Source organism: Halothece sp. PCC 7418, from assembly GCF_000317635.1.
Taxonomy (GTDB): Bacteria; Cyanobacteriota; Cyanobacteriia; order Cyanobacteriales; family Rubidibacteraceae; genus Halothece.
The window spans coordinates 3,169,024-3,193,491 of sequence record NC_019779.1 but is presented as its reverse complement, the minus strand read 5'-3'; the positions used below and the strand labels follow the sequence as shown (position 1 = coordinate 3,193,491).

General features: G+C 43.5%; 27 protein-coding genes. 13 read left to right on the top strand and 14 right to left on the bottom strand.

What is annotated here, in order from left to right; all coding sequences use genetic code 11:
- Positions 1–62: 62 nt before the first annotated feature.
- Positions 63–392, top strand: a complete 330-nt coding sequence (locus tag PCC7418_RS14520; protein ID WP_015226942.1) for a hypothetical protein — start codon at positions 63–65, stop codon at positions 390–392.
- A 77-nt stretch (positions 393–469) separates the two neighbouring features.
- Here the strand turns inward: PCC7418_RS14520 and sodN are convergent, their stop codons facing one another.
- The gene (sodN, locus tag PCC7418_RS14515; protein ID WP_015226941.1) at positions 470–940 is read right to left on the bottom strand and encodes a superoxide dismutase, Ni; all 471 of its coding nucleotides are present in this window, start codon (positions 938–940) and stop codon (positions 470–472) included.
- 286 nt (positions 941–1,226) lie between these two features.
- Complete coding sequence (locus tag PCC7418_RS14510; protein ID WP_015226940.1) at positions 1,227–1,526, bottom strand: ferredoxin; 300 nt, start codon at positions 1,524–1,526, stop codon at positions 1,227–1,229.
- 307 nt (positions 1,527–1,833) lie between these two features.
- Here PCC7418_RS14510 and PCC7418_RS14505 point away from each other — a divergent pair, with 307 nt between their 5' ends.
- Together PCC7418_RS14505 and PCC7418_RS14500 are read left to right on the top strand one after the other, a co-directional pair.
- On the top strand, positions 1,834–2,694 hold the full coding sequence (locus PCC7418_RS14505) for a M28 family peptidase (RefSeq protein ID WP_015226939.1): 861 nt from the start codon (positions 1,834–1,836) through the stop codon (positions 2,692–2,694).
- 86 nt (positions 2,695–2,780) lie between these two features.
- The gene (locus PCC7418_RS14500) at positions 2,781–3,926 is read left to right on the top strand and encodes a quinone-dependent dihydroorotate dehydrogenase (RefSeq protein WP_015226938.1); all 1,146 of its coding nucleotides are present in this window, start codon (positions 2,781–2,783) and stop codon (positions 3,924–3,926) included.
- Here PCC7418_RS14500 and ftsH read toward each other — a convergent pair.
- The 7 genes from ftsH to tyrS form a co-directional block, all read right to left on the bottom strand.
- Positions 3,920–5,818, bottom strand: a complete 1,899-nt coding sequence (gene ftsH / locus PCC7418_RS14495; RefSeq protein WP_015226937.1) for an ATP-dependent zinc metalloprotease FtsH — start codon at positions 5,816–5,818, stop codon at positions 3,920–3,922. The genes PCC7418_RS14500 and ftsH overlap by 7 nt on opposite strands.
- Before the next feature lie 111 nt (positions 5,819–5,929).
- A complete protein-coding gene (locus PCC7418_RS14490) occupies positions 5,930–6,349 on the bottom strand; it encodes a secondary thiamine-phosphate synthase enzyme YjbQ (RefSeq protein ID WP_015226936.1) in 420 nt (139 codons plus the stop codon).
- A gap of 69 nt (positions 6,350–6,418) precedes the next feature.
- A complete protein-coding gene (locus PCC7418_RS14485) occupies positions 6,419–6,673 on the bottom strand; it encodes a hypothetical protein (protein ID WP_015226935.1) in 255 nt (84 codons plus the stop codon).
- 21 nt (positions 6,674–6,694) lie between these two features.
- A complete protein-coding gene (locus PCC7418_RS14480) occupies positions 6,695–7,252 on the bottom strand; it encodes a hypothetical protein (RefSeq protein ID WP_015226934.1) in 558 nt (185 codons plus the stop codon).
- Positions 7,253–7,278: 26 nt separating this feature from the next.
- Positions 7,279–8,364 carry a hypothetical protein gene (locus PCC7418_RS14475; RefSeq protein ID WP_015226933.1) on the bottom strand — a complete coding sequence of 362 codons (1,086 nt, stop codon included), beginning with the start codon at positions 8,362–8,364 and terminating at the stop codon, positions 7,279–7,281.
- Between the two features lie 82 nt (positions 8,365–8,446).
- A complete protein-coding gene (locus PCC7418_RS14470; RefSeq protein WP_015226932.1) occupies positions 8,447–8,770 on the bottom strand; it encodes a hypothetical protein in 324 nt (107 codons plus the stop codon).
- Positions 8,771–8,815: 45 nt separating this feature from the next.
- Positions 8,816–10,024: a tyrosine--tRNA ligase gene (tyrS, locus tag PCC7418_RS14465; RefSeq protein ID WP_015226931.1), complete on the bottom strand. Its 1,209-nt coding sequence runs from the start codon at positions 10,022–10,024 to the stop codon at positions 8,816–8,818.
- Positions 10,025–10,178: 154 nt separating this feature from the next.
- Here tyrS and efp point away from each other — a divergent pair, with 154 nt between their 5' ends.
- Together efp and accB are read left to right on the top strand one after the other, a co-directional pair.
- Positions 10,179–10,739 (top strand): elongation factor P, encoded by a 561-nt coding sequence (gene efp / locus PCC7418_RS14460; RefSeq protein ID WP_015226930.1) that lies wholly within the window; start codon positions 10,179–10,181, stop codon positions 10,737–10,739.
- A 69-nt stretch (positions 10,740–10,808) separates the two neighbouring features.
- The gene (gene accB, locus PCC7418_RS14455; RefSeq protein ID WP_015226929.1) at positions 10,809–11,291 is read left to right on the top strand and encodes an acetyl-CoA carboxylase biotin carboxyl carrier protein; all 483 of its coding nucleotides are present in this window, start codon (positions 10,809–10,811) and stop codon (positions 11,289–11,291) included.
- Positions 11,292–11,294: 3 nt separating this feature from the next.
- On the opposite strand, the gene PCC7418_RS14450 is transcribed toward accB, so the two are convergent.
- From PCC7418_RS14450 to PCC7418_RS14440, 3 genes are all read right to left on the bottom strand, one after another.
- Entirely contained in the window at positions 11,295–11,909 is a 615-nt protein-coding gene (locus tag PCC7418_RS14450) for a GerMN domain-containing protein (protein WP_015226928.1), read from the bottom strand.
- A gap of 70 nt (positions 11,910–11,979) precedes the next feature.
- Complete coding sequence (locus PCC7418_RS14445) at positions 11,980–12,807, bottom strand: DUF2993 domain-containing protein (protein ID WP_015226927.1); 828 nt, start codon at positions 12,805–12,807, stop codon at positions 11,980–11,982.
- Positions 12,808–12,886: 79 nt separating this feature from the next.
- Entirely contained in the window at positions 12,887–13,846 is a 960-nt protein-coding gene (locus PCC7418_RS14440) for a DMT family transporter (RefSeq protein ID WP_015226926.1), read from the bottom strand.
- Positions 13,847–14,121: 275 nt separating this feature from the next.
- Here PCC7418_RS14440 and psb30 point away from each other — a divergent pair, with 275 nt between their 5' ends.
- The 5 genes from psb30 to PCC7418_RS14420 all read left to right on the top strand — a co-directional run bounded on the left by psb30 (position 14,122) and on the right by PCC7418_RS14420 (position 18,689).
- The gene (gene psb30 / locus PCC7418_RS14435; RefSeq protein WP_015226925.1) at positions 14,122–14,253 is read left to right on the top strand and encodes a photosystem II reaction center protein Ycf12/Psb30; all 132 of its coding nucleotides are present in this window, start codon (positions 14,122–14,124) and stop codon (positions 14,251–14,253) included.
- 104 nt (positions 14,254–14,357) lie between these two features.
- Positions 14,358–16,637: a DNA polymerase III subunit gamma/tau gene (gene dnaX / locus PCC7418_RS21395; protein ID WP_015226924.1), complete on the top strand. Its 2,280-nt coding sequence runs from the start codon at positions 14,358–14,360 to the stop codon at positions 16,635–16,637.
- Between the two features lie 94 nt (positions 16,638–16,731).
- Positions 16,732–17,262, top strand: coding sequence for an IS607 family transposase (locus PCC7418_RS21390; RefSeq protein ID WP_071880238.1), 531 nt, complete (start codon positions 16,732–16,734; stop codon positions 17,260–17,262).
- On the top strand, positions 17,168–18,355 hold the full coding sequence (locus tag PCC7418_RS14425) for an RNA-guided endonuclease InsQ/TnpB family protein (protein WP_396275494.1): 1,188 nt from the start codon (positions 17,168–17,170) through the stop codon (positions 18,353–18,355). Before PCC7418_RS21390 ends, PCC7418_RS14425 begins: the two co-directional genes overlap by 95 nt.
- Entirely contained in the window at positions 18,318–18,689 is a 372-nt protein-coding gene (locus PCC7418_RS14420) for a cytochrome P450 (protein WP_235620705.1), read from the top strand. The genes PCC7418_RS14425 and PCC7418_RS14420 overlap by 38 nt, the downstream gene beginning before the upstream one ends.
- Before the next feature lie 24 nt (positions 18,690–18,713).
- Here PCC7418_RS14420 and PCC7418_RS14415 read toward each other — a convergent pair whose 3' ends face one another.
- Entirely contained in the window at positions 18,714–20,090 is a 1,377-nt protein-coding gene (locus tag PCC7418_RS14415) for a cytochrome P450 (protein WP_015226922.1), read from the bottom strand.
- Between the two features lie 83 nt (positions 20,091–20,173).
- Between PCC7418_RS14415 and PCC7418_RS14410 the strand changes: the two genes are divergently transcribed.
- Complete coding sequence (locus PCC7418_RS14410) at positions 20,174–21,259, top strand: AI-2E family transporter (protein WP_015226921.1); 1,086 nt, start codon at positions 20,174–20,176, stop codon at positions 21,257–21,259.
- 175 nt (positions 21,260–21,434) lie between these two features.
- On the opposite strand, the gene PCC7418_RS14405 is transcribed toward PCC7418_RS14410, so the two are convergent.
- Entirely contained in the window at positions 21,435–22,739 is a 1,305-nt protein-coding gene (locus PCC7418_RS14405; RefSeq protein ID WP_150107078.1) for an LCP family protein, read from the bottom strand.
- Positions 22,740–22,939: 200 nt separating this feature from the next.
- Here PCC7418_RS14405 and PCC7418_RS20990 point away from each other — a divergent pair, with 200 nt between their 5' ends.
- Both PCC7418_RS20990 and PCC7418_RS14400 read left to right on the top strand, forming a co-directional pair.
- Entirely contained in the window at positions 22,940–23,077 is a 138-nt protein-coding gene (locus PCC7418_RS20990; protein ID WP_235620704.1) for a hypothetical protein, read from the top strand.
- A 415-nt stretch (positions 23,078–23,492) separates the two neighbouring features.
- Entirely contained in the window at positions 23,493–24,446 is a 954-nt protein-coding gene (locus PCC7418_RS14400) for a cobalamin-binding protein (protein WP_015226918.1), read from the top strand.
- Positions 24,447–24,468 lie beyond the last annotated feature (22 nt).

Sequence of the window (24,468 nt, the reverse complement as noted above, 5' to 3'; positions counted from 1 at the left end):
GAACATTGATAGGATCGAATTGGGAGTGGGGAAGGGTAGTCCGTAACGAGGAAGGGAAAGTCATGATTGATACTGTTGCTCAAAAAATTCCTGTTGAAATTCTCCCTGATCCATGGGAAGAAGAGCCCATCACTGAACCGAAATTCACTCATCCCGCTTGGCAGTTTCCTCTAGATCCCAAACATGAAATCGAAGCTGCACCCGCAGTGGATGGTATTTTAAGTCCAGAAACTGATCCGAATCTCTTGCAACTCCCCGCGCCGAAAAACGCGGTGGTGATTGATGCAGTAAATGTCTTGTTGACAGGAGAACTGAAACTTCATGTCACTGGAGCAGAAAAGTTGTGGCAGCAGATTGGAGATGAGTTAACGCTGCTGATGGACGAGGGTTAAAACTCTCGACGACACAAATAGGGGGGCAAAGAAAGCCCACCCTATCGTTTCTGGTAAGACGGAAAGTTAAGACCGATTTAGCTAGCTTGATACCATGGAATATCGCGCTCTTTGGATTGCCAGAACATATTGTGGATTTTTTGAACCGTATCCATTAGTTCTTGCGCGTGTTGTTGGTTAACTTCCATTTTGCAAGCAGAGCAGAGTTTTGCTGCTTTCCAGAAAGTGGTGTGGAGGTCTGGATATTGCTCTAAATGCTTTTCTTTGAAGTAGTCAGTCCAGAGAATTAAGAGCTCTTCTTTTGTGATTTGTGCTTGTTCTTCTTTGATTTGCACAAAACGGGAGAAGGTGTTTTGATATGCAATTTGTGCTTCTTTGCTGTCGTCTTTCGGTTCGAGATCAATGAGCTTTTTCGTCATTGAGAGCACAGCTTCGGCAGCGATACGAGCAGAGGAAGGATCATAAACGCCACAGGGACCATCGCAGTGTGCATGGACTGCTTCTGCGGGGAATAAGTCTTTTAGAGTTGTAGTAATTTGCTTCAACATAGTTTTAGTGACTGATGTCTATTCTAGTGAGTGTCTAAAAGCAAGATTCGAGCCATTCTGCCCAGATATTAGGGCATGATCAGTCGAATTCGCTACTTTTTAGGCATTTATGTCCATCATAAAACAAGAGCGGTCTATCCTCCTAGGGGGGATATAAAAATTCTGCTTAATTCCTATCTTGCGACGTAGTATTGAAGAGATGGAGAAACCCGAAAAAAAATTTCCCCCACATCTTTCATGCAGGGGAGATGCGCTAGCTTGTTCGGGGAAACAACTAGCCTTGAACTTAGTAGAGTTCTTCTTCTTGGTGAGTAATGATGGTGCAGTCAGAAGCAGGATAAGCAACACAAGTGAGAACGTAGCCTGCTTCGATTTGATCGTCATCTAAGAAGGACTGGTCAGATTGATCAATTTCTCCTTCTTTGATTTTACCGGCACAAGTGGAGCAAGCACCAGCACGGCAGGAATAGGGAAGATCAATCCCTTCTTCTTCTGCAACGTCAAGGATGTACTCATCATCAGGAACTTCAATGGTCTCGTTGAGTCCCATTTCTTCGTTGATTAAAGTAACTTTGTAACTTGCCATTTTTTAGTTTCTCCTTTATAACAGCAATAACTTGGCTCAGATTTCATATCGCCTCATTACTGATACTAAGAGATAATGTCTGTTTGTACAGGGAGCATTAGAAATGAGAGAATTAATCTTTTGTTAAATAAGCAAAACTTATACCCTATTTGGAGGGAAGAGTGCACAAGCGAAAAATAGCTAAAAGTTTTCAATAATTGGTGTGGTCTGCTTTACAACATTTGGAAACTGGCTAAATCTATCGTTAGAGTGCTCTTAAATTAGGATTAGTTATAATTATATTTAATTCAGTTTTATATTTAGATAAATGACCTTAAAAGCACGACTCCATGAACATCTGCAACAAATCGTGCGCGATCGGCATCCCTATTTTAGTAGCGGGGGACACTTTTACGTTCAACAATATATTCGCGAACAATTTCAAAAATGGGGGGCTTTAGAAACTCATGATTTTGAATTTCAAGGGGAAACGCATCACAATTATGTTTTGAATCTTCCCGCAGAAAATGGCAGCGAAAAACCCCCGATTTTAGTCGCTGCTCATTATGACAGTGTTCCAGGAACGCCAGGGGCGGATGATAATGGAACAGGGGTTGCTGTATTACTGGAATTAATGCGCGTGTTTTCTGAAAACCCACTTCCGATTCCCTTACGCTTTATTGCCTTTGATTTAGAAGAATATGGCATGGTCGGGAGTGAAGTTTATGCCCAACAATTAAAGGAAAATAATGAAAAAATTCGTCTGATGTTTTCTCTGGAAATGTTAGGCTACTGTTGTCAAGAGCCTGATTCACAGGATTATCCGCCTCTGATTGATCGGTTTTATCCTCACACAGGAAACTTTATTGCCTTTGTGGGAAATTTAGCAACCACTCAGGAAAGTCGGTTTTTTACTCGTCAAATGCGTCATAGTGGAACGCCGAGTGAATGGTTATCAGTTCCGTTTTCAGGAACGATGATTCCTGAGACGCGCTTGAGCGATCATTCTCCCTTTTGGGATCAAGGGTATAAAGCAATGATGGTTACCGATACTTCTTTTTTACGGAATCCACATTACCATCAACCAACCGATACAATTGAAACTCTAGATTTGGATTTTTTAACGGGGGTTTGTGAAGGATTAATTTTTGGATTACAACAATTTTCTAAATTATCTAGCGTTTTTTAAGGAAATCAAGACAAATGATTTAATTTTTGTTATTGGTTGAGAGGGTTTTCTCAAGAGAAAAATCTGTATAACAGAAAACAAGAATTATGTATAAAACGTTTGTTCGTCCGCTTCTTTTTTCCCGCCTCAAAGCTGATCCAGAATGGTTACACAACCACAGCATGAATCTGCTGCAGTGGTTAGAAAAAAATCAAGATCGATTTCCAGCTAATTTAATTTTGCAACAAGTGGCTTCCCAATGGTGTTACTCCGAAAAAAGACTATCCCAAACCCTTTGGGGAATCACGTTTCCGAACCCCTTAGGCTTAGCAGCAGGATTTGATAAAAATGGGGTTGCTGCTAGTATTTGGGATCGTCTTGGGTTTGGTTATACGGAGTTGGGAACAGTAACTGAACATCCGCAACCAGGAAACCCTCGACCCCGTTTGTTTCGATTATTGGAAGATGAGGCTGCGCTGAACCGCATGGGGTTTAATAATGAGGGGAGTCAAGCCCTCGCTGAATGCTTGCAAAAACAGGCGCAACGAGAACGGAAAGCCCCTTGGGGAATTAATCTCGGTAAGTCTAAGATTACGCCTTTAGAAGAAGCAGCGAGTGATTATCGGACGAGTTTTTTACGGTTACGAGACTGGGGGGATTATTTTGTGGTTAATGTCAGTTCTCCTAATACTCCTGGCTTACGATCGCTGCAAGATAGTGCTCAACTGAGTTTAATTCTCGAAGCCATCCAAAGCAATAATCCAGACCAAAAACCGATCTTAGTGAAAATTGCACCCGATTTAACATGGGATGCGATTCGGGAGGTGCTGACAATTGCGACTCAGTATCAATTGGCAGGGATGATCGCCACTAATACCACGATCGCGCGGGAAGGATTGAAGACAAAAGTATTAGCAAAAACCGGAAAGCCTGTAACAGAAGAAGCAGGAGGCCTTAGTGGGAAACCTTTGCGCGATCGCGCCACAGAAATCATCCGCTTTATTTATGACGAAACGGAAGGAAAACTGCCTATTATTGGCGTGGGAGGAATCTTCACGGCTGAGGATGCTTGGGAAAAAATCACGGCTGGGGCGACTCTATTACAGGTTTACACTGGTTGGATTTACGAAGGCCCCTTAATGCCACGACGGGTGATGGCAGGATTAACCCAAAAACTAGACGAACATGGGCTGCTGTCTCTATCCGATGCCGTAGGCTTGTCGCACCGAGATTCCTCAGTAATCACTTACTGATTTCCTGAAGAAACCAGTTGTTTTTTCGGGAGTTGAGTGTATTGAGAGACAATTTTCCGAAACTCTTCTCCTTCAATGGTTTCTTCATAGAGGAGAAGATCAACCAGATGATCGATTAACGCCCGATTTTCGCGGATCATCTGGCGTGCTTTTTCATAACAGCGCAGCGCGATCGCGCGGACTTGTTGGTCAATCTTGGTCGCCACTTCCTCGGAATACTCATTATGTTGATTGGCATCCCCGCGTCCTAAAAACACCTGATCATTTTGACTTTCTAGTGCTAAGGGTCCCAAATCAGACATTCCGTAACGGGTCACCATTTCTCGCGCCAAGTTGGACACTACCTTTAAATCGTTACTCGCACCCGCCGTCACTTCGGCATCGCCAAAGATTTCTTTTTCCGCAGCCCGTCCCCCTAAAGTGATGGTAATGCGGTCAATAATCCAAGCGCGAGTGTATAAGCCACTATCCACCATATCTTCATTAAAATTTTGTTGGGCAAAGCCCCCGACACCGCCAGCGCGAGGAATAATCGTCACCTTATTCAAAGGATCAGAATGTTCTAAGAGAGTCATTAACAGGGCGTGTCCCACTTCATGGTAGGCAATGAGGCGTTTTTTCTTGCTATCCAGAAGAGGATTCAAACTTAAGCCAATGGTAATGCGATCAAGCGCGTCATCAATTTCTAGCATGGTAATGGTTTCTTTGAAGCGCCGTGCGGTGAGAATCGCTGCTTCATTGAGAAGATTGGCTAAATCAGCACCCGATAAACCGGGAGTTCTCCGCGCGATCGCCTCTAGAGACACATCTGGGTCAAGTTTCTTATTACGGGAATGGACATCTAAAATCCCTAAACGCCCTTTATAACTAGGCAAATCAACGGTAATTTGACGATCAAACCGTCCTGGACGCATTAACGCCGGATCAAGGACATCAGGGCGGTTCGTCGCTGCAATGACAATGACTCCAGCGTTTTCTTCAAAGCCATTCATTTCTGTTAACAACTGGTTGAGGGTTTGTTCTCGTTCATCATTTCCCCCACCGACACCAGCACCGCGTTTGCGTCCCACCGCATCAATTTCATCAATAAAGACTAAACAGGGGGCGTTTTCTTTTGCTTTTTTAAATAAATCTCTGACCCGAGACGCACCGACACCCACAAACATTTCCACAAACTCTGATCCAGAAATGCTGTAAAAGGGGACTCCTGCTTCTCCAGATACGGCTTTGGCGAGGAGGGTTTTGCCCGTTCCGGGCGATCCCACTAATAACACTCCTTTTGGAATTTTTGCCCCTACTGCGGTAAAGCGTTCGGTTTCTTTCAGGAAAGTCACCACTTCTTGTAATTCTTCTTTGGCTTCATCAATCCCCGCTACATCGTCAAAACGAACGCCAGTCTGGTCTTCCACTTGGTAGCGGGCGCGGGATTTACCAAAACTCATCGCTTGTCCTGAGGCTTTCGCGGAACGACGAATGATCAGGGCGAGTCCACCGATTAACAATAAAATCAAGACCCCATTGGCGATAATACTTGCGGTTTCAGCATTATTATCAGAGGCTTCGACATCAATGGGAATCTTACTATCGCGCAAGCGAGTGATTAATGCGCTGTTTTCGTCAAATAACTGCACTTCCCGCTTCACCGTTTCACCACTTTCACCGATAATTTCCACAATGGCGCTGTTAGCGCGGGGATCGAGTTCGACTCTTTCTACTTCTCCTTGCTCGATTTTTTGCAAAAACTGACTGTAGCTTAATTCATTAGACTTATTTTGCGCCAGTGTTGGGGAGGGGAGAAAAACACTTTGGAGAATCATCCAACCAGTTGCCAGGGGGAGGAAGTAGCGGGAAATCCGCTTGCGATGGGGTTTGGCGCCAAATGTTTTTTTCATAAGTTTGATTCAGATATGGTAATCTCTGTGATCGACAAGCAAGGGAAGGGTGGGAAGGAAATGTTCCCTTTCTTTAGTCTAAGAAAAATTAAGCGGTGTCGGCTTGAGTGATTAGTTGCCACTAATATGAACGACTAGTTCTCTCGAATGAGCGCGATCGCGATGTTCCCATAGGTAAATCCCTTGCCACGTCCCTAACATTAATTGTCCGCGATCAATGGGGATTTGTTCCGAAGTCTTGGTTAAAACTGACCGAATATGGGCAGGCATATCATCAGGTCCTTCGGCATTGTGAACATAGAGACTGCGATCTTCTGGGACTAATTTTTTCATGAAGTTTGACAGATCCGTTAATACATCAGGATCGGCATTTTCCTGAATCATCAAACTGGCTGAGGTATGACGAATAAAGACGGTACACAATCCTCTTTCGACACCCGATTGAGCAACAATTGATGCAACTTTTGAGGTAATTTTATGTAAACATTTCCCCGTTGTTTTAACGGTCAAGGTGGTTTGATAATGACTCATTATTTTTCGTTCTTTGGCGACGTTCCATGGAACATCTTTAGATTCTTCTTTCTTCTTTGTTTTGATGACTTAATCAGTATTATTTTCGTTTGCCTCACTTTTTTCACTGTCTTGATCTTCTTCCTCTTCTTCATTAGATTCCCACGGAGAATCGTAATGATGCCAAGGAATAATCGGATTATTCGGTAAACTTTCTGTTAAAACGGTGACATTATCGAGGTCTGGATCAGGAAGTTTAAACCCTTCTTCTTGTTCTTGATTGCCCTCCTTTTCAGAAGAAAAATCGTCTGTATGATGAGGATTGTTTTCTGATTGGGTATTCATAATTAAAATTAATTCAAAAAATTAAGAACCAGAGCGATAGTAAATTGAAAGAACGTGACAGACAATAATAATCACGATGGCAAAAGTGGAATAAGCAGCATAGGTTAATGATTTAGACTTGTCATCTAATCTTTGCTTATTTACATTATAAGTCTCCACAAGGTTCACAATCATCTGCAGTTGGTACTCTGTCTTGGAGAGGTTAAGATAACGTTGCACCACTTCCAGATTTCCCAAGTTTGGAGTTACAGCAACTTGACGCGGGAGAAATGCACTCAGTAATAAGCCAAAGGTGATCATAAAACCAATCATTTCCGCAATACTAAAGATACTCGGAATTAAAATGAGCTTGGAAATAGCGAGAGCCGTTAGTAAGCCCCCACCATTGACGGCAAAGAGAATATTAAGTTTTGTTGCTAACAGTTGACTTTGTTGATGTTGCTGTTCGTTGACTCGATGAACATCTTCTAAGGCTAAGTCAAGAGTTACAGGATCTTGAGTGGAGGAGTTTTCTTCCTGGTGTAAGGCTTCAGCCACTGACTGGGGAAATTTTTCAGAAACAGCAGTAGAATCAGACATTATGGGTTGTTTGGTTCGTTATTAATTCAGTTGAGGGTTGAAAAATAATGCGCGATCGCGCTGGCAATTTTTTCCGTTCCATCTTTCTCTACAGTGTCACTACGGCGAGGCGGTTGCGGAGACTCTTTCAAGAATGACCAGCTTCCCTCAAAAAACGATTCAGGGGAGAGAATTTGATGGTAGGCATAATTTTCGATGCCATTTAATAACAGTGGCGACTCAGCAAACCGTTCCCGACGTAAAGAAACAATGGGAATTCCGACACGCAAGGCTTCAGAAAAGGTGCTGTATCCTGGTTTGGAAACCACACGCCCTGATACAGGCATAAAATCTAAGGGGCGATACTGATGATCCGTTACCTTGAGTAAGTTCGGCAGATCTGGCGCTTGCCGATCAAAGGTGATAAATTGCCACTCTGTAAAATATTGTAAATTTTCATAGGGGATTTTGTGTAATCCTAAACCGCCAAAGGAAAGCAAAACCGTTTTTTCTTGGGGTTTGGTCAAGTTAAATTGTTCTCTAATCACATCAGCTTCCCATTTTGGGATTCCCCCTGTTAAGCCAACATCCATCAAATTCGGGAATGCACTCATTGCTTCATACATGGGAAGGCGAAACGCGCGATCGCTGTAACCATAGCCTTCACTCACCCAATCCGCGAGTTCGTGAAAGTCTTCTCCCCAATCGCGATAAATAAAATCCCAACCGAAATTTGTAATTGACCAACAGGGAATTCCTGCGGTTTTAGCAATTTTTCCTGCTAAGTGAGGAATATCTGCAATCACTAAACTTGCGCCTTGTCTGGCGATAAATTCCGCCTCTTCTTGAATGATTTGGTCTTCATTAGTACGAATATTTTCTAATTCTTGGCGGGTGGCTTCTAAATCCATTTGGATGCTGTCACTTTGGACAACGCCTACATCTAAAGCGCGATCGCGCTGTATAAATTCTCCAAACAGATAAGACTCCAATAGCCAACGAGGAACTTTTGTCACTAGAATGGGGAGTAACTCGGGAACTAAGGCTTGGGCTGCTGCTGCAACTGAAGCTGCGCGAACCGCATGACCGAATCCGTGGCTGGTAATGGCAACATAAAGAATGGGACGAGACATAATTTAAGAAGAAGAGAGATTTCAAGATTTACAGCAATGGTTGAGGGACACCTGATTAGTTGCGTATTCGTTGTTTTTTAAGTTAAGACCACTCTTGGGAATCATTAAGAATTTTACCGTTGGCTTTAGCTAAATAGCCAATGACTTGTTCTGCACTAATCAAACGCTTGAGAAACACTTGACCAATTGCACTAGAATTCCCCTCATTTTGTTCTGGAGATAAAACTTCTACCATTAGAACATCATCTTCTACCTCGTATAAAATCAGTTTTTCTTCATTTTCAACTAAAGAAATCGGTAACGGTTTTAGGTAGGGTTGTCTGCGTCGGGAATTTGAGTTCCATAGTCCGCCAAATTCCCAAACTCGTCCAATTGTCCACCCTGCGGTAAGAAAAAAATACTTCATTGTTATTTGTTATTTGTTATTTGTTATTTGTTCCTTGTGCAAGATTTAAGCAACTAAGCGAACAAACTTTTTCTTTCCAACTTGTAGTGTTTTTCCAGTTAACTCATCAGCCGCTTCAAATTCAGCATTGATATCGGTTACTTTTTCTCCATTTAAACGCACTGCACCACCTTTAATTTGTCGTCGTCCTTCCCCACTACTGGCACATAATCCAGTTCTATTCAACAGATAAAATAACTTCACTGGAAACTCAATTTCTGCTAAGCTGTATTCAGGAACGGCTGCTGCTTCTCCTGTTTGTCCAGAAACTAAACTTAATGCTGATTTTTGGGCTTGTTCAGCAACGTCTTTCCCATGATAATGAGTGGTGACTTCTAAGCCTAATAATTTTTGACAGTCCCGAGGATTTTCGGGAAGCTGATCTAAGGGGAGGTTTGTCAGCAGTTCAAAATAAGTTTTAATTTGATCATCAGGAACTTTCTCTAATTTAGAATACATACTCAACGCATCTTCTTTTAATCCCACATAATTATTTAAAGATTTCGACATCTTTTGTACGCCATCAGTTCCAATTAAAATCGGCGTTAGTAATCCAAACTGGGGACGTTTTTTGAAGTAGCGTTGTAAGTCTCTTCCCACAGCAATATTAAATTTTTGATCCGTTCCTCCTAACTCCACATCAGCTTCAACAGCAACGGAATCATAGCCCTGCATTAAAGGATACATAAACTCATGGAGATAAATCGGTTGGTCTTTTTCATAGCGTTCTGCGAAGCCTTCTTTGGCTAACATTTGTCCCACGGTCATGGTGGCTAATAATTCTAAAATCTGGCTTAAATCAAGGTCTTTTAACCATTCTGAGTTATAGCGAATTTCTAACCGTCCTGGGGTGTCAAAATCAAGGATAGGACGCAGTTGATCGAGATAGGTTTTGGCGTTGGCTTCCACTTCTTTCGGGGTTAAATGCTTGCGGACTTCTGATTTTCCAGTGGGGTCGCCAATTTGCGCGGTAAAATCACCAATAATTAACACGGCGGTATGTCCTGCATCCTGAAAGGCGCGGAGTTTCCGCACAGGAATACTGTGTCCAAGGTGAATATCGGTTCCTGTGGGGTCAATCCCTAATTTGACTCGTAAAGGGGTTTCGCTTTGGAGGAGACGCTGTTCTAAATTTTCATTCGGATGATCCGAGTCAGGTTGATTGGGGAAAATTTCGGTTGTACCGCGATAAAGCCAATTAAAATCAGAAGACATAGCGTTTCAAGTTTCTTGATGAAGACTACCGTTTGCTTATTTTAATGGGTTTGGGAAACGCTCGAAATAAAAATTAGGGTAAAAATAGCAAGGGAAGCGCGATCGGGCGGTAAAATAGAATGCTGATTGCGATAAGCCAAGGACTTGCGAGCAAATGATTTCTAGTAACGATTTTAGAACGGGGATGACCATCGAACTCGAAGGAAATGTCTGGCGGGTTGTGGAGTTTCTTCACGTTAAACCAGGTAAAGGATCAGCCTTCGTGCGGACGAAGTTAAAAAATGTCCAGAGTGGAAACGTGGTAGAACGAACCTTCCGCGCGGGAGAAACCGTTCCCCAAGCTACCCTAGAAAAACGAGAGATGCAACATACTTATAAGGAAGGGGATGAGTATGTCTTTATGGATATGGAATCCTTTGAAGAAGTGCGGATTCCGCCTGAAACGATCGGCGATCGCGCCAAATATATTAATGAAGGGATGGAAATCAGTGCGGTGTATTGGGAAGGAAATATTTTAGAGGTAGAAGTCCCCAACTCTGTGGTGTTAGAAGTGGTGGAAACTGATCCTGGGGTCAAAGGCGACACCGCAACTGGGGGAAGCAAACCCGCGACGGTAGAAACGGGCGCACAGGTGATGGTTCCCTTATTTATCTCCGTTGGAGAACGGATTAAAATTGACACCCGTAACGACACCTATGTCGGTCGGGAATCCTAGGGAAAATTTGTCTAGAACCAACTCACTTGGGAAAATAAGATGAAAACTGTTGAATAGGATATATGATTGGTGTCAATAGACTTTAAAGAAATTCGTGAACTACTAAACGCCATTTCCCAGGCTGATGTTGCGGAATTTAGCCTCAAAAGTGATCAATTTGAACTGACGGTTCGCAAGGGATCAGTCACGGCTACCCCGCAAACACCCCTTCCCTCTCCTCCTCAACCGCAACCCTCTCCTGCTGAAACTTCTCCGACTGAGGAAACTGAGATCTCCTCCTCACCTTCGATGCGGTCTCCTGATCAAAGCGAATGGGAAGACATTACATCTCCCATTGTTGGCACATTTTATGAAGCCCCCGCACCTGGAGAACCGCCATTTGTGAAAGTGGGCGACCAAATTCAAACCAATCAAACGGTTTGTATTGTGGAAGCCATGAAAATTATGAACGAAATTGAAACTGAGGTATCGGGACAGGTAATGGAAATTACGGTTAAAAATGGAGAACCCGTGGAATTTGGTCAAACCCTGATGCGAATCAAGCCCGATTAATTATTAAAGTTGATAATTGGCTTGAAATTCATCTCGGGTTAGGGGTTGAGGAATATATAATCCTTCTCCCCCTAAATATTCTAGGGGTTCTCCTTCTACTTCTAACCAAACTTTTGCTTTCGGGTCTAAACTGGTGGCGGTGTATAAAATTTGTCCGACACGACCCATCATAGAACTACTCCCACCGCCAAAGGTAAACTCCTCTGAGAGATCAACGTGAATCCCATCGTCTTGGAAACTAACGCTGCGGAGTTGAGTGGCTTCTGGGATGGTGCTACTGTACTCCTCTTTCTCCGTTCCTGAAAGGAGTTGAGTCAAGGCTTTTTCCACAACCACACTGTTTTCCGATTGTTCCACAACCATGGGCTGGGCTGCTAATTCAATTTGATTGTCAGTGACTTTTAACCAATAGACTTCTGCTTCTACTTTCTCCACTGGGTTTTCCGAGGGATTAGAATCATTGGGTTCACTTGGTTGGGAAACCCACGGCGGGGTTTGTTCTCCTTTAATCGCTGTCCACGCCCACCACGCAGCAAACCCACCTGCGATGATGAGGACGCTAGAAACACCAGCAATCAAACCGGTTGAAAATTGATAACCTTTTTTCTGCTCTTGCATAGTCACTTGTTAGGGGATGGGTATTTGGTTCGGGAGAAGTTGAGAACGAGTGGTTTCTTGGAAGTCTTCCTTAATCGTCTCTAGCCCCGCTTGCAATCTGTACAAACGCTGCTAATTTTACCTCATCTTCTTCTATCTCTAATTGTAAGAGTCTGGCGATGATCTTTTCTTCACGTAATCTTCCTAAATTCACGCGATCGCGTATTCTTTGTTCAATAATAGGGACGAGTCGTGGGGGAAGAGGTTTCCCATCAACGGTGATCCTTGGTGCGACAAAAATCAGTTCTTTCCCTTGTTGAACCTTGATTCCAGAAGCAACACGCAGGTCAAAGTCTTGAAATCTCTCTCCTTGACGACGAGAGACCCGCAGCTTGAGATCCACGATCAGACGATTGTTTTCCGTAAAATTAACCGTAGTGCTTAATAATTTGTAACGTTGATTGCGGGTGCTAGGGAGTTGCTGTGCGACCCGTTGCGCGATCGCGTTCAACTGCGTTTTGACCTCAGCAGTAGCGAAGAAGCGGTTTAAATCTTTTTCGGTGAAGGTGAGTTGGAAAGCAGCATTTAAGGGCTGTTTGAGAGCGTTTTGCAGTTGGGAAAAGGAACTAAAATTTCCCTCTCGGAAGGTCTCGAAATCAACGGCGATGAGGTCAGTTTCTAGCGCAAAGGTTTTTAGTCGTAAATCTGGGGTGAATTCTACGCCACGACTCGCCAGACGTAACCGTTGCAGTTTCCCTCTTAAAAGTTGGTAATTCGGGGTATTATCGACGCGCACGTCTAGGGTGTCCACAGCATTCACGCGCGATCGAAAAGCAGCCTCTACCCTCTGATCCACAATCCAACCGAACGGGGAAAGGCTACTGAACAAACCCGCCAGTAAAATTGAAAAGAATTCCATTATTTTGTTATTGGTTTTCGGTCACCAAGGACTAATGTACAGATGTTCTAGGGAACGTCTCTAATGACGAATGACAATTCTAAGACGATTGATTTTCGCTAATATCAGCATTAGCAGCTTTACTGGTTTGCGCCAGATAAATTCCTGTGAGAACTACAGCAAACGCTAGCCAGGTGGTCAAGGTTAACCCTTCAGTGAAAATAAACCAAGCCAAGATCGCGCTAATAATTGGTTCTAAGAGTAAAAATAGAGAAACAAAACTGGAAGAGAAAACGTTCATACTATCGGCGAGTAATCGCTGTCCTAATCCTTCGCTGACTAAGCCTAAGCCGAGTACCGCTAAAATTGCTACTTGTGTGGTGGGAAAGATCTGCTCCCCTGTGAATAACATAATGACAACTAAAACCGCACTTCCTGTGGCGCAACGCCATAATAAAATTGTTGTTGCCGAAAAGCGCGATCGCAGCTGTTCCACAATTAAAAAATATGTTCCTAAAAAGACCGCAGACAGTAAAGCGTAAACATCCCCAACTAAAGACCCTTCTGCAGCACCATTGAGGTCTTCTAAGCCGAGAGTAACAGCACCCGCCACCGCAATGATCATTCCGATTAAAAATTTTGAATCAAACTGTTTACCAAAAATCAGCCAACTTCCGAGGGCGGTAAAAATCGGCGTGAGATTGTTGAGGAGGACACTTTTGGCCACAGTGGTGTATTGTAAAGAAATTGCCCAGAGGACAAGGGAAATTGTCGCGATCGTCCCCACAGAACCAAGTAACCACCATTGTTGACCCGTAATTTTTTCTGGGTTTTGCTCAGTTGCAGGAGAGAGTTTCCCACTGATCCAACGCCCGCTTCCGAAGAAAACAAAAAAAACAATCAGACGGTTAAAAACCGTTGCATTCGCCCCCAGTTCGGTTTCACTAAGGCGGATAAAAATTGGCGCAAAGGAAACAGCCAGCAGTGCAAAACATAAGGTTAGAAAAGCAAGGAGAGGGGGACGACCAATTTTAGGGGCTGAAATAAGTTTTTCTGGCATAATGATTCGGTAAGGGTAAACTCCTGAAATTATCTGAACTAAATGCTTACAGGCATTGGCTGTCTATCTTCACTGAATGTGGGAACTGCAAACAGTGTAATCCCATACAGACAAAAGTAGGCGCTAATTAAAAATGTACCTAGCGAGTCCAAGAATTTCTATATTATTAAGTTTTGTTAAGCCTTTCCGAAGAAACCACCAACAGACAGTTATGATCCAATGTTGGAAGAAAATTAATTATTTTTTAAAACAGTCGGGTAATTACGGGAGAGAATATGGAAGCGTTAACCAGTTTTTTAGGAAGCGTCAATTATGAAGTCATTTTTCAGTTAACCTTTGTTGCCCTGATTATGATTTCGGGTCCGATCGTGATTTTTTTACTTGCAGCGCGTGGAGGCGACCTCTAAAGCAGCAGCAAAAACGTCATAATAAAAATAGACGGCAACAGCAAGGTGGTAAGGTATCGCCTTGCTAATTTGTGTCTGTATCGTGATCAGTATTGGGAAGTGTTATGTCCTACGAACCCCTCCATCAGAAGTATCGCCCCCAAACCTTTGCTGATCTGGTCGGACAAAGCGCGATCGCGCAAACCCTTAGTAATGCCATAGACCGTCAACGCATCGCTCCTGCTTATTTATTCAGTGGTCCGCGAGGAACCGGAAAAACCTCTTCCGCCCGTATTTTAGCTAAATCTCTCAACTGTATTCACAGCAGTGAACCCACAGCACAACCCTGCGGTCAATGTGAGGTTTGTCGGGCGATTAGCAATAGTTCTGCCCTCGATATTATCGAAATTGATGCAGCCAGTAATACAGGTGTCGATAATATTCGAGAAATTATTGAGCGCTCCAGTTTTGCCCCGGTGCAATGCCGATATAAACTTTACATCATTGATGAATGTTTAACAGGGGATACGCTCATCCGCACGTCTCAGGGAGAGATGAGACTGGATGATCCTAACCTGAAAGGGAAAACGGTTCTCAGCTATAACGAAACCACAGAGAGTTGGGAAGAGAAAAAAGTTGTACGCTGGTTGCAGCAAGGGGTGAAAGAGACTTTACAGTTACAAACCAGTCACTCTCAACTTCAGTGTACTGAAAACCATCTTTTGCGAACGGAACAAGGATGGATTAAAGCTCAACAGTTGCAAGTGGGAATGAAACTCCTTTCCCCGAATGGAGTGGAGAGCGTTGAAATGATTCAAACGGCGGGGAAAGCAGCAGTTTATGATTTAGAAGTGGAAGATCATCATAATTTTGTGGCGAATGGAGTGCTGGTTCATAATTGTCATATGCTCAGCACCGCTGCGTTTAATGCGCTTTTGAAAACCTTGGAAGAACCACCCCCGCGCGTGGTGTTTGTTCTGGCGACGACAGATCCGCAACGGGTGTTACCGACGATTATTTCTCGTTGTCAACGGTTTGACTTTCAACGGATTCCTCTGGGTGCGATGACGGCTCATTTAAGCGCGATCGCGCAAAAAGAAGCCATTGACATTACAGAAGAAGCCCTTGCGGTGATTGCACAAGTCGCCCAGGGCGGGTTAAGAGATGCTCAAAGCCTCCTCGATCAACTGAGTCTATTATCAGGAACAATTACCATTGAACGAGTTTGGGATTTAGTGGGCGCGATCCCAGAACAAGACTTAATCGCTCTTTTGCAAGCCATCAAGAAAAAAAATGGCGATCAAATTTTAAGTCGGTGTCGTCAACTGATGGATCGGGGACGAGAACCAATTATTGTTTTAGAAAACCTTGCAGGATTCTATCGTGACTTACTGATTGCCAAAACCGCCCCCAAGCAATCGGAATTAGTCACTCTCACCGCATCAACTTGGGAACAACTGTGCGAAATTGCTCAGCAATGGGAACTCAGTGAAATTTTAACAGGACAAAGGCATCTTCAAAAGAATGAAGCTCAAATTAAACAGACCACTCAACCTCGCTTGTGGTTAGAAGTGACTCTCTTAGGATTATTAACGAGCGATGATCAACCCCTAGCCCTCCCCCAGTCAAACGGTCATCCGATTCAGACTCAAGCCTCTGTCACGCCATCATCAGCCCCTCCTCAGCGCGAAAGGGTTCAATCCTCCCCAGAACCCGAAAAAACAGCTTCTTCACCAGTCTCCCCACCCGTGGTTGAGAAATCGGAAACACCGCCGACTCCCACCCCAGCGGTCACTGGTAACGAAGCAGAAATCTGGGAGCAACTCTTAGCCCGTTTACCGATTCCTTCCCGAGCCCTGTTTGAACAACATTGTCGGTTGTTAGCGATTCAAGACGAGACTGTGCAAGTGGGAGTCAAAAGTCAACAACTGCTCGATCGATATGCCAAAAGACGCAAAGGGGATTTAGAAAAAGTTCTCACAGACATTTTCCATCAGCAGATGACCGTTCATTTGCAAGTCATGACGGGAACAACGCTACAGTCTCCTCCCCAAGAAAAATCAGTTCCACCGCCTCCTGAGAGAAAACCAGAACCGCCACCAGCAGAAAAAAAGGAGACCCCTCCTGAAGCAAAACAGGAAACATCATCTCCCCCTACTGAACAAAATGCTAATGAGCCTTTGTCTGTACCAGAATCGACAACAGAACAAATCTCTGAGGAAGCCCTCTCTGCAGTTGTTCAACCAGAGGAGTCCACAGATGAATCAACTGATGCAAAAGCCTTAGAAAAAATTGCGAAAGAGTTAGCCAATGCCTTTCAGGGAGAAGTGATGGATTTTGACCAGAAAGATTTTTCGTTTCTTGCTGATGTCAATCCTGATGATGTTGAAGACAGTGAGGGTTAATTTGCTGTAGGGTATTTGCTAATAGTTACTAATATGTGCTAACATTAGCTGATGTCTTATGTTCCTCTTAGAAAAGCAGTTGAAACACCCTTGACTGCACCCCAACACCCTTAGAAAATATGCCGATCAAGGGAAAATCAAATCAATCAGAAACGAAGCAGGGCAAAGGTTATTCGACTGCAACTCCTACATCAAAGGGGCAACTCGAACTGCCGTTATTTGCTACTGTCGCGTCTCCTCCCACAAACAAAAAGACGACTTATTGCGACAAGAAGCCTACCTCCTCTCCCTCTACCCCGAAGCAGAAGTTATTAAAGACATCGGGTCTGGAATCAACTTCAAGCGAAAAGGATTGCGCTCCTTATTGGACAGACTGCTGCGCGGAGATCAGTTCATCCTTGTTGTTGCCTGTCGAGACCGACTTCTCCGATTCGGATTTGAACTCATCGAATATATGGTTCAGTCCAACGGTGGGAAAATCGTGGTTCTCGAACAACCTGTTCACTGTCCAGAATCAGAACTTAGCGCCGATCTTCTCTCCATCATTCACGTCTTCAGTTGTCGAATGCACGGACTCCGAAAGTACGCTAAGAAGATCAAACAAGATCAGGATCTTCCTAAATAGTGAGCAGAAGCAGATTGTCCGTCATTGGTTTGGAGTATCAAGGTTCGTCTTTAACCGAACTGTTGAATACCTAAAGCAGCCAGAAACAAAAGCGAATTGGAAAGCAATTAAAGGAGAAATCCTCAATAGCCTTCCTGACTGGTGCAGTTGTGTTCCCTATCAAATTAAATCAATTGCAGTTAAGGATGCTTGTCAAGCGGTTTCTAATGCAAAAAAGAAGTGCATAAACGGAGAGGGATTTAATCGCGTTCGATTTCGTTCCCGTAAGAAGCCCGTACAATCGTGCTATATCCCCAAATCAGCAGTAAAAGAAAAAGGAATTTATCATACAAAGTTAGGGTGTCTTAGCTACAAAGAACCGCTACCCGAAACTTATGGCGATTGTCGATTGATTCTCGCTTATAATGAATACTTTCTGGTGATTCCGCAACCCGTAGAGGTAAAGGCGACTGAGAACCAAGGTCGCGTAGTAGCCCTTGATCCTGGAATCCGAACTTTCCTCACCTTCTTTTCCGAATCTTCTTATGGCTGGCTGGGAGAAAGAGCAAACGAGAAAATCCAAAAACTTTGTTTTAAGCTAGATCGTTTGGTCTCTAAAATCTCAAAAGCTAAATCAAAACAAAAAAGACGAATGAAACGTGCTGCTTCTCGCATCCGTGGAAAGATTAAAAATCTAATCGCAGAGTTGCACCATAAGACAGCACGCTTTTTAGTGGATCACTTTGATGTGATACTTCTTCCAACTTTTGAAACAAGTCAAATGTCAAAGAAAGGGAAAAGAAGAATTCGTTCAAAGTCCGTCCGACAGATGCTGACACTTTCTCACTACCGCTTTAAGGAGTTTTTGAAGAGTAAAGCTTATGAGTACAAGAAAGTCATTTTAGATGTAAATGAAGCCTACACTTCTAAAACGGTTAGCTGGACTGGAGAGATCATCCACAATTTAGGGGGAGCGAAGACAATTCGCTCAAAGGTAGATAATCGGAAAATGGATCGAGATTTAAATGGTGCGCGAGGGATTTTTCTTCGTGCATTGGTTGATACGCCTTGGTTAAGTGAACATCTTAACTTATGTGTTGCGGGCGATTGTTAGCAATTGTCAGCATAAATGTATCGGAACGGCTTTAATGCCAGCGACCTATATCATCCATCAACGTTCAGATCTTTATCCCCAACCAAAAGAATTTCGCCCTGAACGCTTTTTAGACCATCAATATGCACCTCATGAGTACCTTCCTTTCGGAGGCGGTCATCGCCGTTGTATTGGGTCTGCTTTAGCAATGATGGAACTAAAACTGAGTATCGCAACCCTCTTGCAAAACTTTGAATTTATCCTCCCTAAGCAGCGACCCCTACGACCAGCCCGCAGGGGTTTGACAATAGCCCCACCCGCCTCGATGAAACTGAAGATTAAACAAAGATATTAACGAGCGCAATTTTCGGGCTCTCATCTAACTTGGTACTGCCATTTGAGGGGAATGTTGTCCGATTTTTTGAATCCAAATCTGAGCATTTTGTCCTAAGGTGATGCCACGTCGGGTCGGTGCAACGGGCTTCTGATTTAAAAGCTCTAAATCTAAGGTGCTCAAGATTGTTCCTAAAATAATTTTCATTTCGTATTGAGCCAAGGCAGCACCAACGCAACGCCGAACCCCGCCACCAAAGGGCATAAACTCATAAGGAGAAAACTGCCGTTCTAAAAATCGCTCCGGTCGAAACTGTTGCGGTTCAGGATAGAGATCTTCCCGTTGGTGAAGTAAATAAATTGAACCCATGATTAATATTCCAGGTTCTAACTGATAACCGCAGAGTTCGATGGGTTCTTCGACTCGACGGGGGAAGGTCAACATAGCAACAGGGTGGATGCGTAAGGTTTCATTGCAAACGGCATTGAGATAAGAGAGTTTCAAGAAGGAAGAGGGATCATTGGGATTAGAAACCTGATCCAATTCTGCGAGTAATTTCTCTTTAACCTCTGGCAAGGAATGAATCCAGTACATTGCCCAAGTTAGAGCCGTTGCGGTGGTTTCATGTCCAGCCGTTAATAGGGTCATTAACTCATCTCGCAAGTCTTGATCCGTCAGACCATGTCCCGCTTCATCTTCTGCCATTAACAGCAAAGACAGAATATCAACGCGATTGGGGTCAGGGTTGGCTCTCCGTTCTCGAATTTCTTCAAATAAAAGGCGATCTGTTTCTTCTGCGATTTGACGAATCCGTCCCCCTGGACTCCAAGCACCGAAGTCTTTACGCAGCCAAGGCAAGAATAATAACACGGCCCCGAGGGGAGAACCAGTCATGTTTAAGCGTTGGCTGAGTAGGGTTTCCAGTCGGTTATATCGCTCTCCTTCATATAACCCAAAAACGGCTTGTAAAATGACGCGCATGGTCATTTTCTGCATCGCATTACGCACGTTAACTGGTTCTTCCGTTGACCATTCCGCGATGACTTGTTGAGTAATCTGTTGAATAATTTCTCCATAGGCTTGCAAACGTTCCCCATGAAAGGGAGGCATAACTAACTGTCGGCGACGGCGATGTTCTTTCCCACTCAAGAGAATCAGATTCTGGCGACCAATCAAAGGTTCTAAAATACTATTAACATCCCCTGGCGCAGTCAATTGTTTGGTGGTGTCATGAGTCAGCATATATTGCATGGCTTTAGGCTCACTCACCATCAGTAAGGGGTCTGAACTTCCCCAAGAAACATAGGCTTGAAATAAATCGCCGTATTTCTGGAAGTTTTTGCTCATGTAACGGACTGGATCAAAAATCCATTGTGCAATTTGGACGAGAGCGGGTTCTTTTGGGGTCGGTATGGTGTTCATCAGATAGTCTAGAGAGACAGTCAGTTTTATTTATAGTTTAATTCTTTTAACCACTTTGACATTTCAACCCAAATATCAGCCAAATGAATACAATCACACCTTGGTATAACCGCATAACAACTGCAATTCCGCGCTGGATGACTGTCCTTTTAGTCTTTCCATTGATTATTCTCGATGGCTGGTTATTCCTTCTGTTTATCGATTATTTTAATCAGTTAATTAGTAGTTTTGTTGCTGCATCGGTACTCGCTTTTTTATTAAATTATCCTGTGCAAGTATTAGAAAAATTGAAGATTAGACGGGTTTATTCCGTGTTGCTGGTTTTCTTTGTTGCGATTATTCTTGCTGGGTTAATTGCACTTTTTAGTATTCCGTTTTTAATTGAGCAGTTTGAAACCTTGCGCGATCGCGTTCCCAGTTGGGCAGAATCCGCAGAAGAACAAATCCAACAACTCGCCCTCTTGCTCAAAATTGATCTCAGCACGTGGAGTGAGCAGATTGAAGTTACCTTAAAAGATCAACTCCAGTCTATTTTTATGGAGTTACCGAACTTTGCTTTAGGGACAATTAGTAACTTTTTACAAATCTTTTTTATTCTGGTTTTAACGGTTTTTCTTGCCATTTTTTATCAAGGATTTCTACAAAGTACCCTTGAAACTTGGTTTCCCGAACAGGGGCCACAAGTGCTGCGATCGCTGCGGAGAAATTTTAACAGTTATGTAGTCAATCAATTTACCCTTGCTACTTCTATTACCTTGACTTTAATCCCCGCTTTTTGGTTACTGAATGTCCCATTTTATCTTCTCTTCGCCATTGGAATTGGCGTAATTGGCTTAATTCCATTTGGGGCAATTCTTAGCATTTTCGTTGTTAGTTTTGTCCTCAGTTTAAAGAGTATTTGGCTGGGGTTAAAAGTTTTGGTGGTTGCCCTAATTTTAGATCAAATTATCGAAAATACAGTCACCCCCCGTTTATTAGGAACACTCACGGGATTGAATCCGATTGTGATTTTATTTTCCTTAATGGTGGGCGCAAGAGTCGCTGGATATCTAGGGATTTTAACCGCCGTCCCCATCGCAGCAACTCTCAAAAGCACGTTGAGACTGTTGTCGCAAAAAAACAATCTTCCGCCAACAATTAGCAGTATCTCAGTGACCAGTGACCAGTGACCAGTTACCAGTGACCAGTGACCAGTGACCAGTGACCAGTGACCAGTGACCAGTGACCAGTGACCAGTTACCAAAGAACAATGAACAATGAACAATGAACAATGAACAATGAACAATGAACAATGAACAATGAACAATGAACAATGAACAATGAACAATGAACAATGAACAATGACTAATCTAAAGAGTCGCGATTTTCTAAGGCTCGTTGACGAGTCACCCAGTCTTGTCCCAGTTGAATACTCACCGTTGAATCTAAAGCCCCCGTACTTTCTACAAAGACTTCTCCCACCCCCAAAGCATCTGCAACCGCTTCGGCTGCTTCAATGTTGCCATTTTGAGCGATGATCCGAGTTTTAGATAACGGTTCCCCCCATTCTGAAGCCACATAAACATTGCGGAAGCCTTCTTCTTTTAAGGCGCGATCGAGCGATCGAACCGCGCTGCGATTCTCGGTGCTGTCTTGAATCGCAATCCGAATATAGGGCGATACCTGATCACGATTAGTGCTAGAAACCCGACCAATATCAAAATTCCGAGCCATCATCTGATCAATTTGACGATGATTCGGTAGCCAATAACTAATCTCGCGCTCTTGTTCTTTATCTTCGATTTCACCAAAGCGACCGGGTAGCATTAACATTTCAATATTTTTCTGATCCCGTTTAGCTGCAAACCCTGCTAACGCTAACAATTCTTCCACACTCAAATTAGTATCAACATTGGATTGAATAACGGAAAAGATATTGGGAACTCTGGCTAATGTTGCGGGATTTAAAGCCTGTTCAATCACGGCGCGGATCAAAAGTTGTTGACGCTGGACCCGTCCAATATCCCCATATTCATCATGACGGAATAACATAAAATTAACGGCGGTTTCTCCGTCTAACCGTTGTCGTCCTTTTTTAATGTCAATGTAAAGATGCTGGCTATCATCCCGATACTTCATATCTTTAGGAACATAAAATTCTACCCCACCTAAAGCATCAATTAACTTTTCTACCCCTTGCACATTCACTCGCACATAGCGGTCAATGGGGACATCTTCTAACAAACCACTGATCGCTTCTGCACTGAGAGCGGCCCCACCACGCTGATTTGCAGTATTGATTTTGACTCGTCCGTGACCTGGTAAATAGACAGGCGTATCCCTAGGAATAGAGAGAATCGAGAGGTCATCGCTGTTAGGATTAAACCGCATCAGTAGCATGGTATCGGTTAACCCCTTAAAAGAATTGACCCGTGCATGATATCCTCCCATTTCTCGCGGTGATTGTCCTAAATCAGAACTTAAAACCTTCGTCCCCAAGACTAAAATGTTAACGGGTCGAGTTAACTTCGGCAGTTGTAGCGGGGCTTGTTTGGAAATGGTTTCTTCTTCATTAAAAGCGGCGCTTTGTTCGGGGGTATCTGGACTGACTTGTAACGGTTTAGAAGATAAGGTGACCGCTAAAAGAGCACCAGCAGTGGCTGACAGCATCGCCACCCCAGATAAGCCGAGTCCAATTAAAAACCAATTGGGGGACTGAGACCGCTTTTTTTTGGCAGTTGGAACTTTGTTTGATCTAGGGGAGGGTTGGGTTCTTTGGACTTGCACAGGCTTCCTCACACTCACTCACGTTGTTGTAATGATAGCTTGGTTTATTTTAGGGGCTTTTTTCGGGAAAAACGATCGGAGCAATGACAATTTTGTCAAAGACTATACCGAGCGCGATCGCGCGATCGCAAATTGGCTCAGGTACTAATCCCTGGAAGTTTTGGTGTTTTGCCACGCCAGAGACGAATCAGCAACACCAAGCAGGTTACAAAATAACCTGATGTAATTAATCCGTCGAGATATAGTAACCGCACTGACCAAACCGTAGAAGGGGTAATGCTACTGCTAATACCAAGAAGACTATAAGCAATTAACCAGGATAAAGCAAGCAGGATTGCTAAACGGCTCAGATGACGTTCCCTAGGGTTCTCTTTTTTTTATAGAGTGTCCATAGGGCGGGAATTGTTCCCACAATCGGGAGGAGATAGAGGCTTAAGCGGGCGGGAGAAGGTTCGTTTGGCATCGTTTTTTTCTCTTGGAACTAATGAAAGTTTAACAATTTCTTCCGCTTGCTCTTTCGAGAGATAGAAAAAATTGATTCTGAGTTTGAATATTCGTTACAAAGGAATCAGAAGCAAAATTTCGCTACGTTATTTTTTTTCTTGTTTTGTTGCTAATTTAAATTCCTAGGCTACTATGACAAACTCTAACCAATTAAGAATCGTTTCCCTGTTACCCAGTGCAACTGAAACGGTTGCTGCTTTAGGTTTAACTGATTGCTTAGTGGGACGTTCCCACGAATGCGATTATCCACCAGAGGTACAATCTTTACCCGTTTGTACTCAGGCGCGGTTAAATCCAGGTAAAAATAGTGCTGGTATTGATCAAGATGTCCAAGAGTTGATGCAATCTGCATTGAGTATCTATGAAATTAAGGTTGATGTTTTAGAGGAGTTACAACCGACTCATATTATTACTCAAGATCAATGTGATGCTTGTGCGGTAAGTATGGCGCAAGTCCAACAAGCGGTTTCCCAGATGGTATCCACTCAACCCGAAGTGATTTCTTTGCAAGGGAATGTTTTAACAGATGTCTGGGCGGATATGAAGCGAGTTGCGGAACGTCTTGGGGTTGATTCTCAATCGGCTTTAGAAAGTTTACAGCGTCGGGTTGATGCTTGTACTCGCATTACAAATGAGAGTTCAGACCGTCCGCAAGTGGTTACTCTCGAATGGATTGATCCGTTGATGTCAGGAGGAAATTGGCTTCCTGAATTAGTTAAATTAGCAGGGGGAACGCCTGTTTTAGATGAAACGGGAGCGCGATCGCGCTATCTGGAATGGCAACAGTTATTAGACACTGATCCTGATGTCATTGTGATCATGCCCTGTGGCTTTAATTTAGAACGCACCCGCAGCGAAGCTCAAGTTTTAGCCGAACATTCTGATTGGTCACAACTGAAGGCGGTACAAAATAACCGAGTTTATATTGCGGATGGAAATGCTTACTTTAATCGTCCAGGTCCGCGTTTAGTGGATTCTTTGGAGATGCTGGCGGAAATGTTGCACCCTCAGCACTTCTCCTATGATTACCAAGGAAAAGGTTGGGAAGCCTTGAAAGTCCCCGCTAAGATCCAATCAGTCAATTGATCGCTAAGAATTGCTCTGGGAG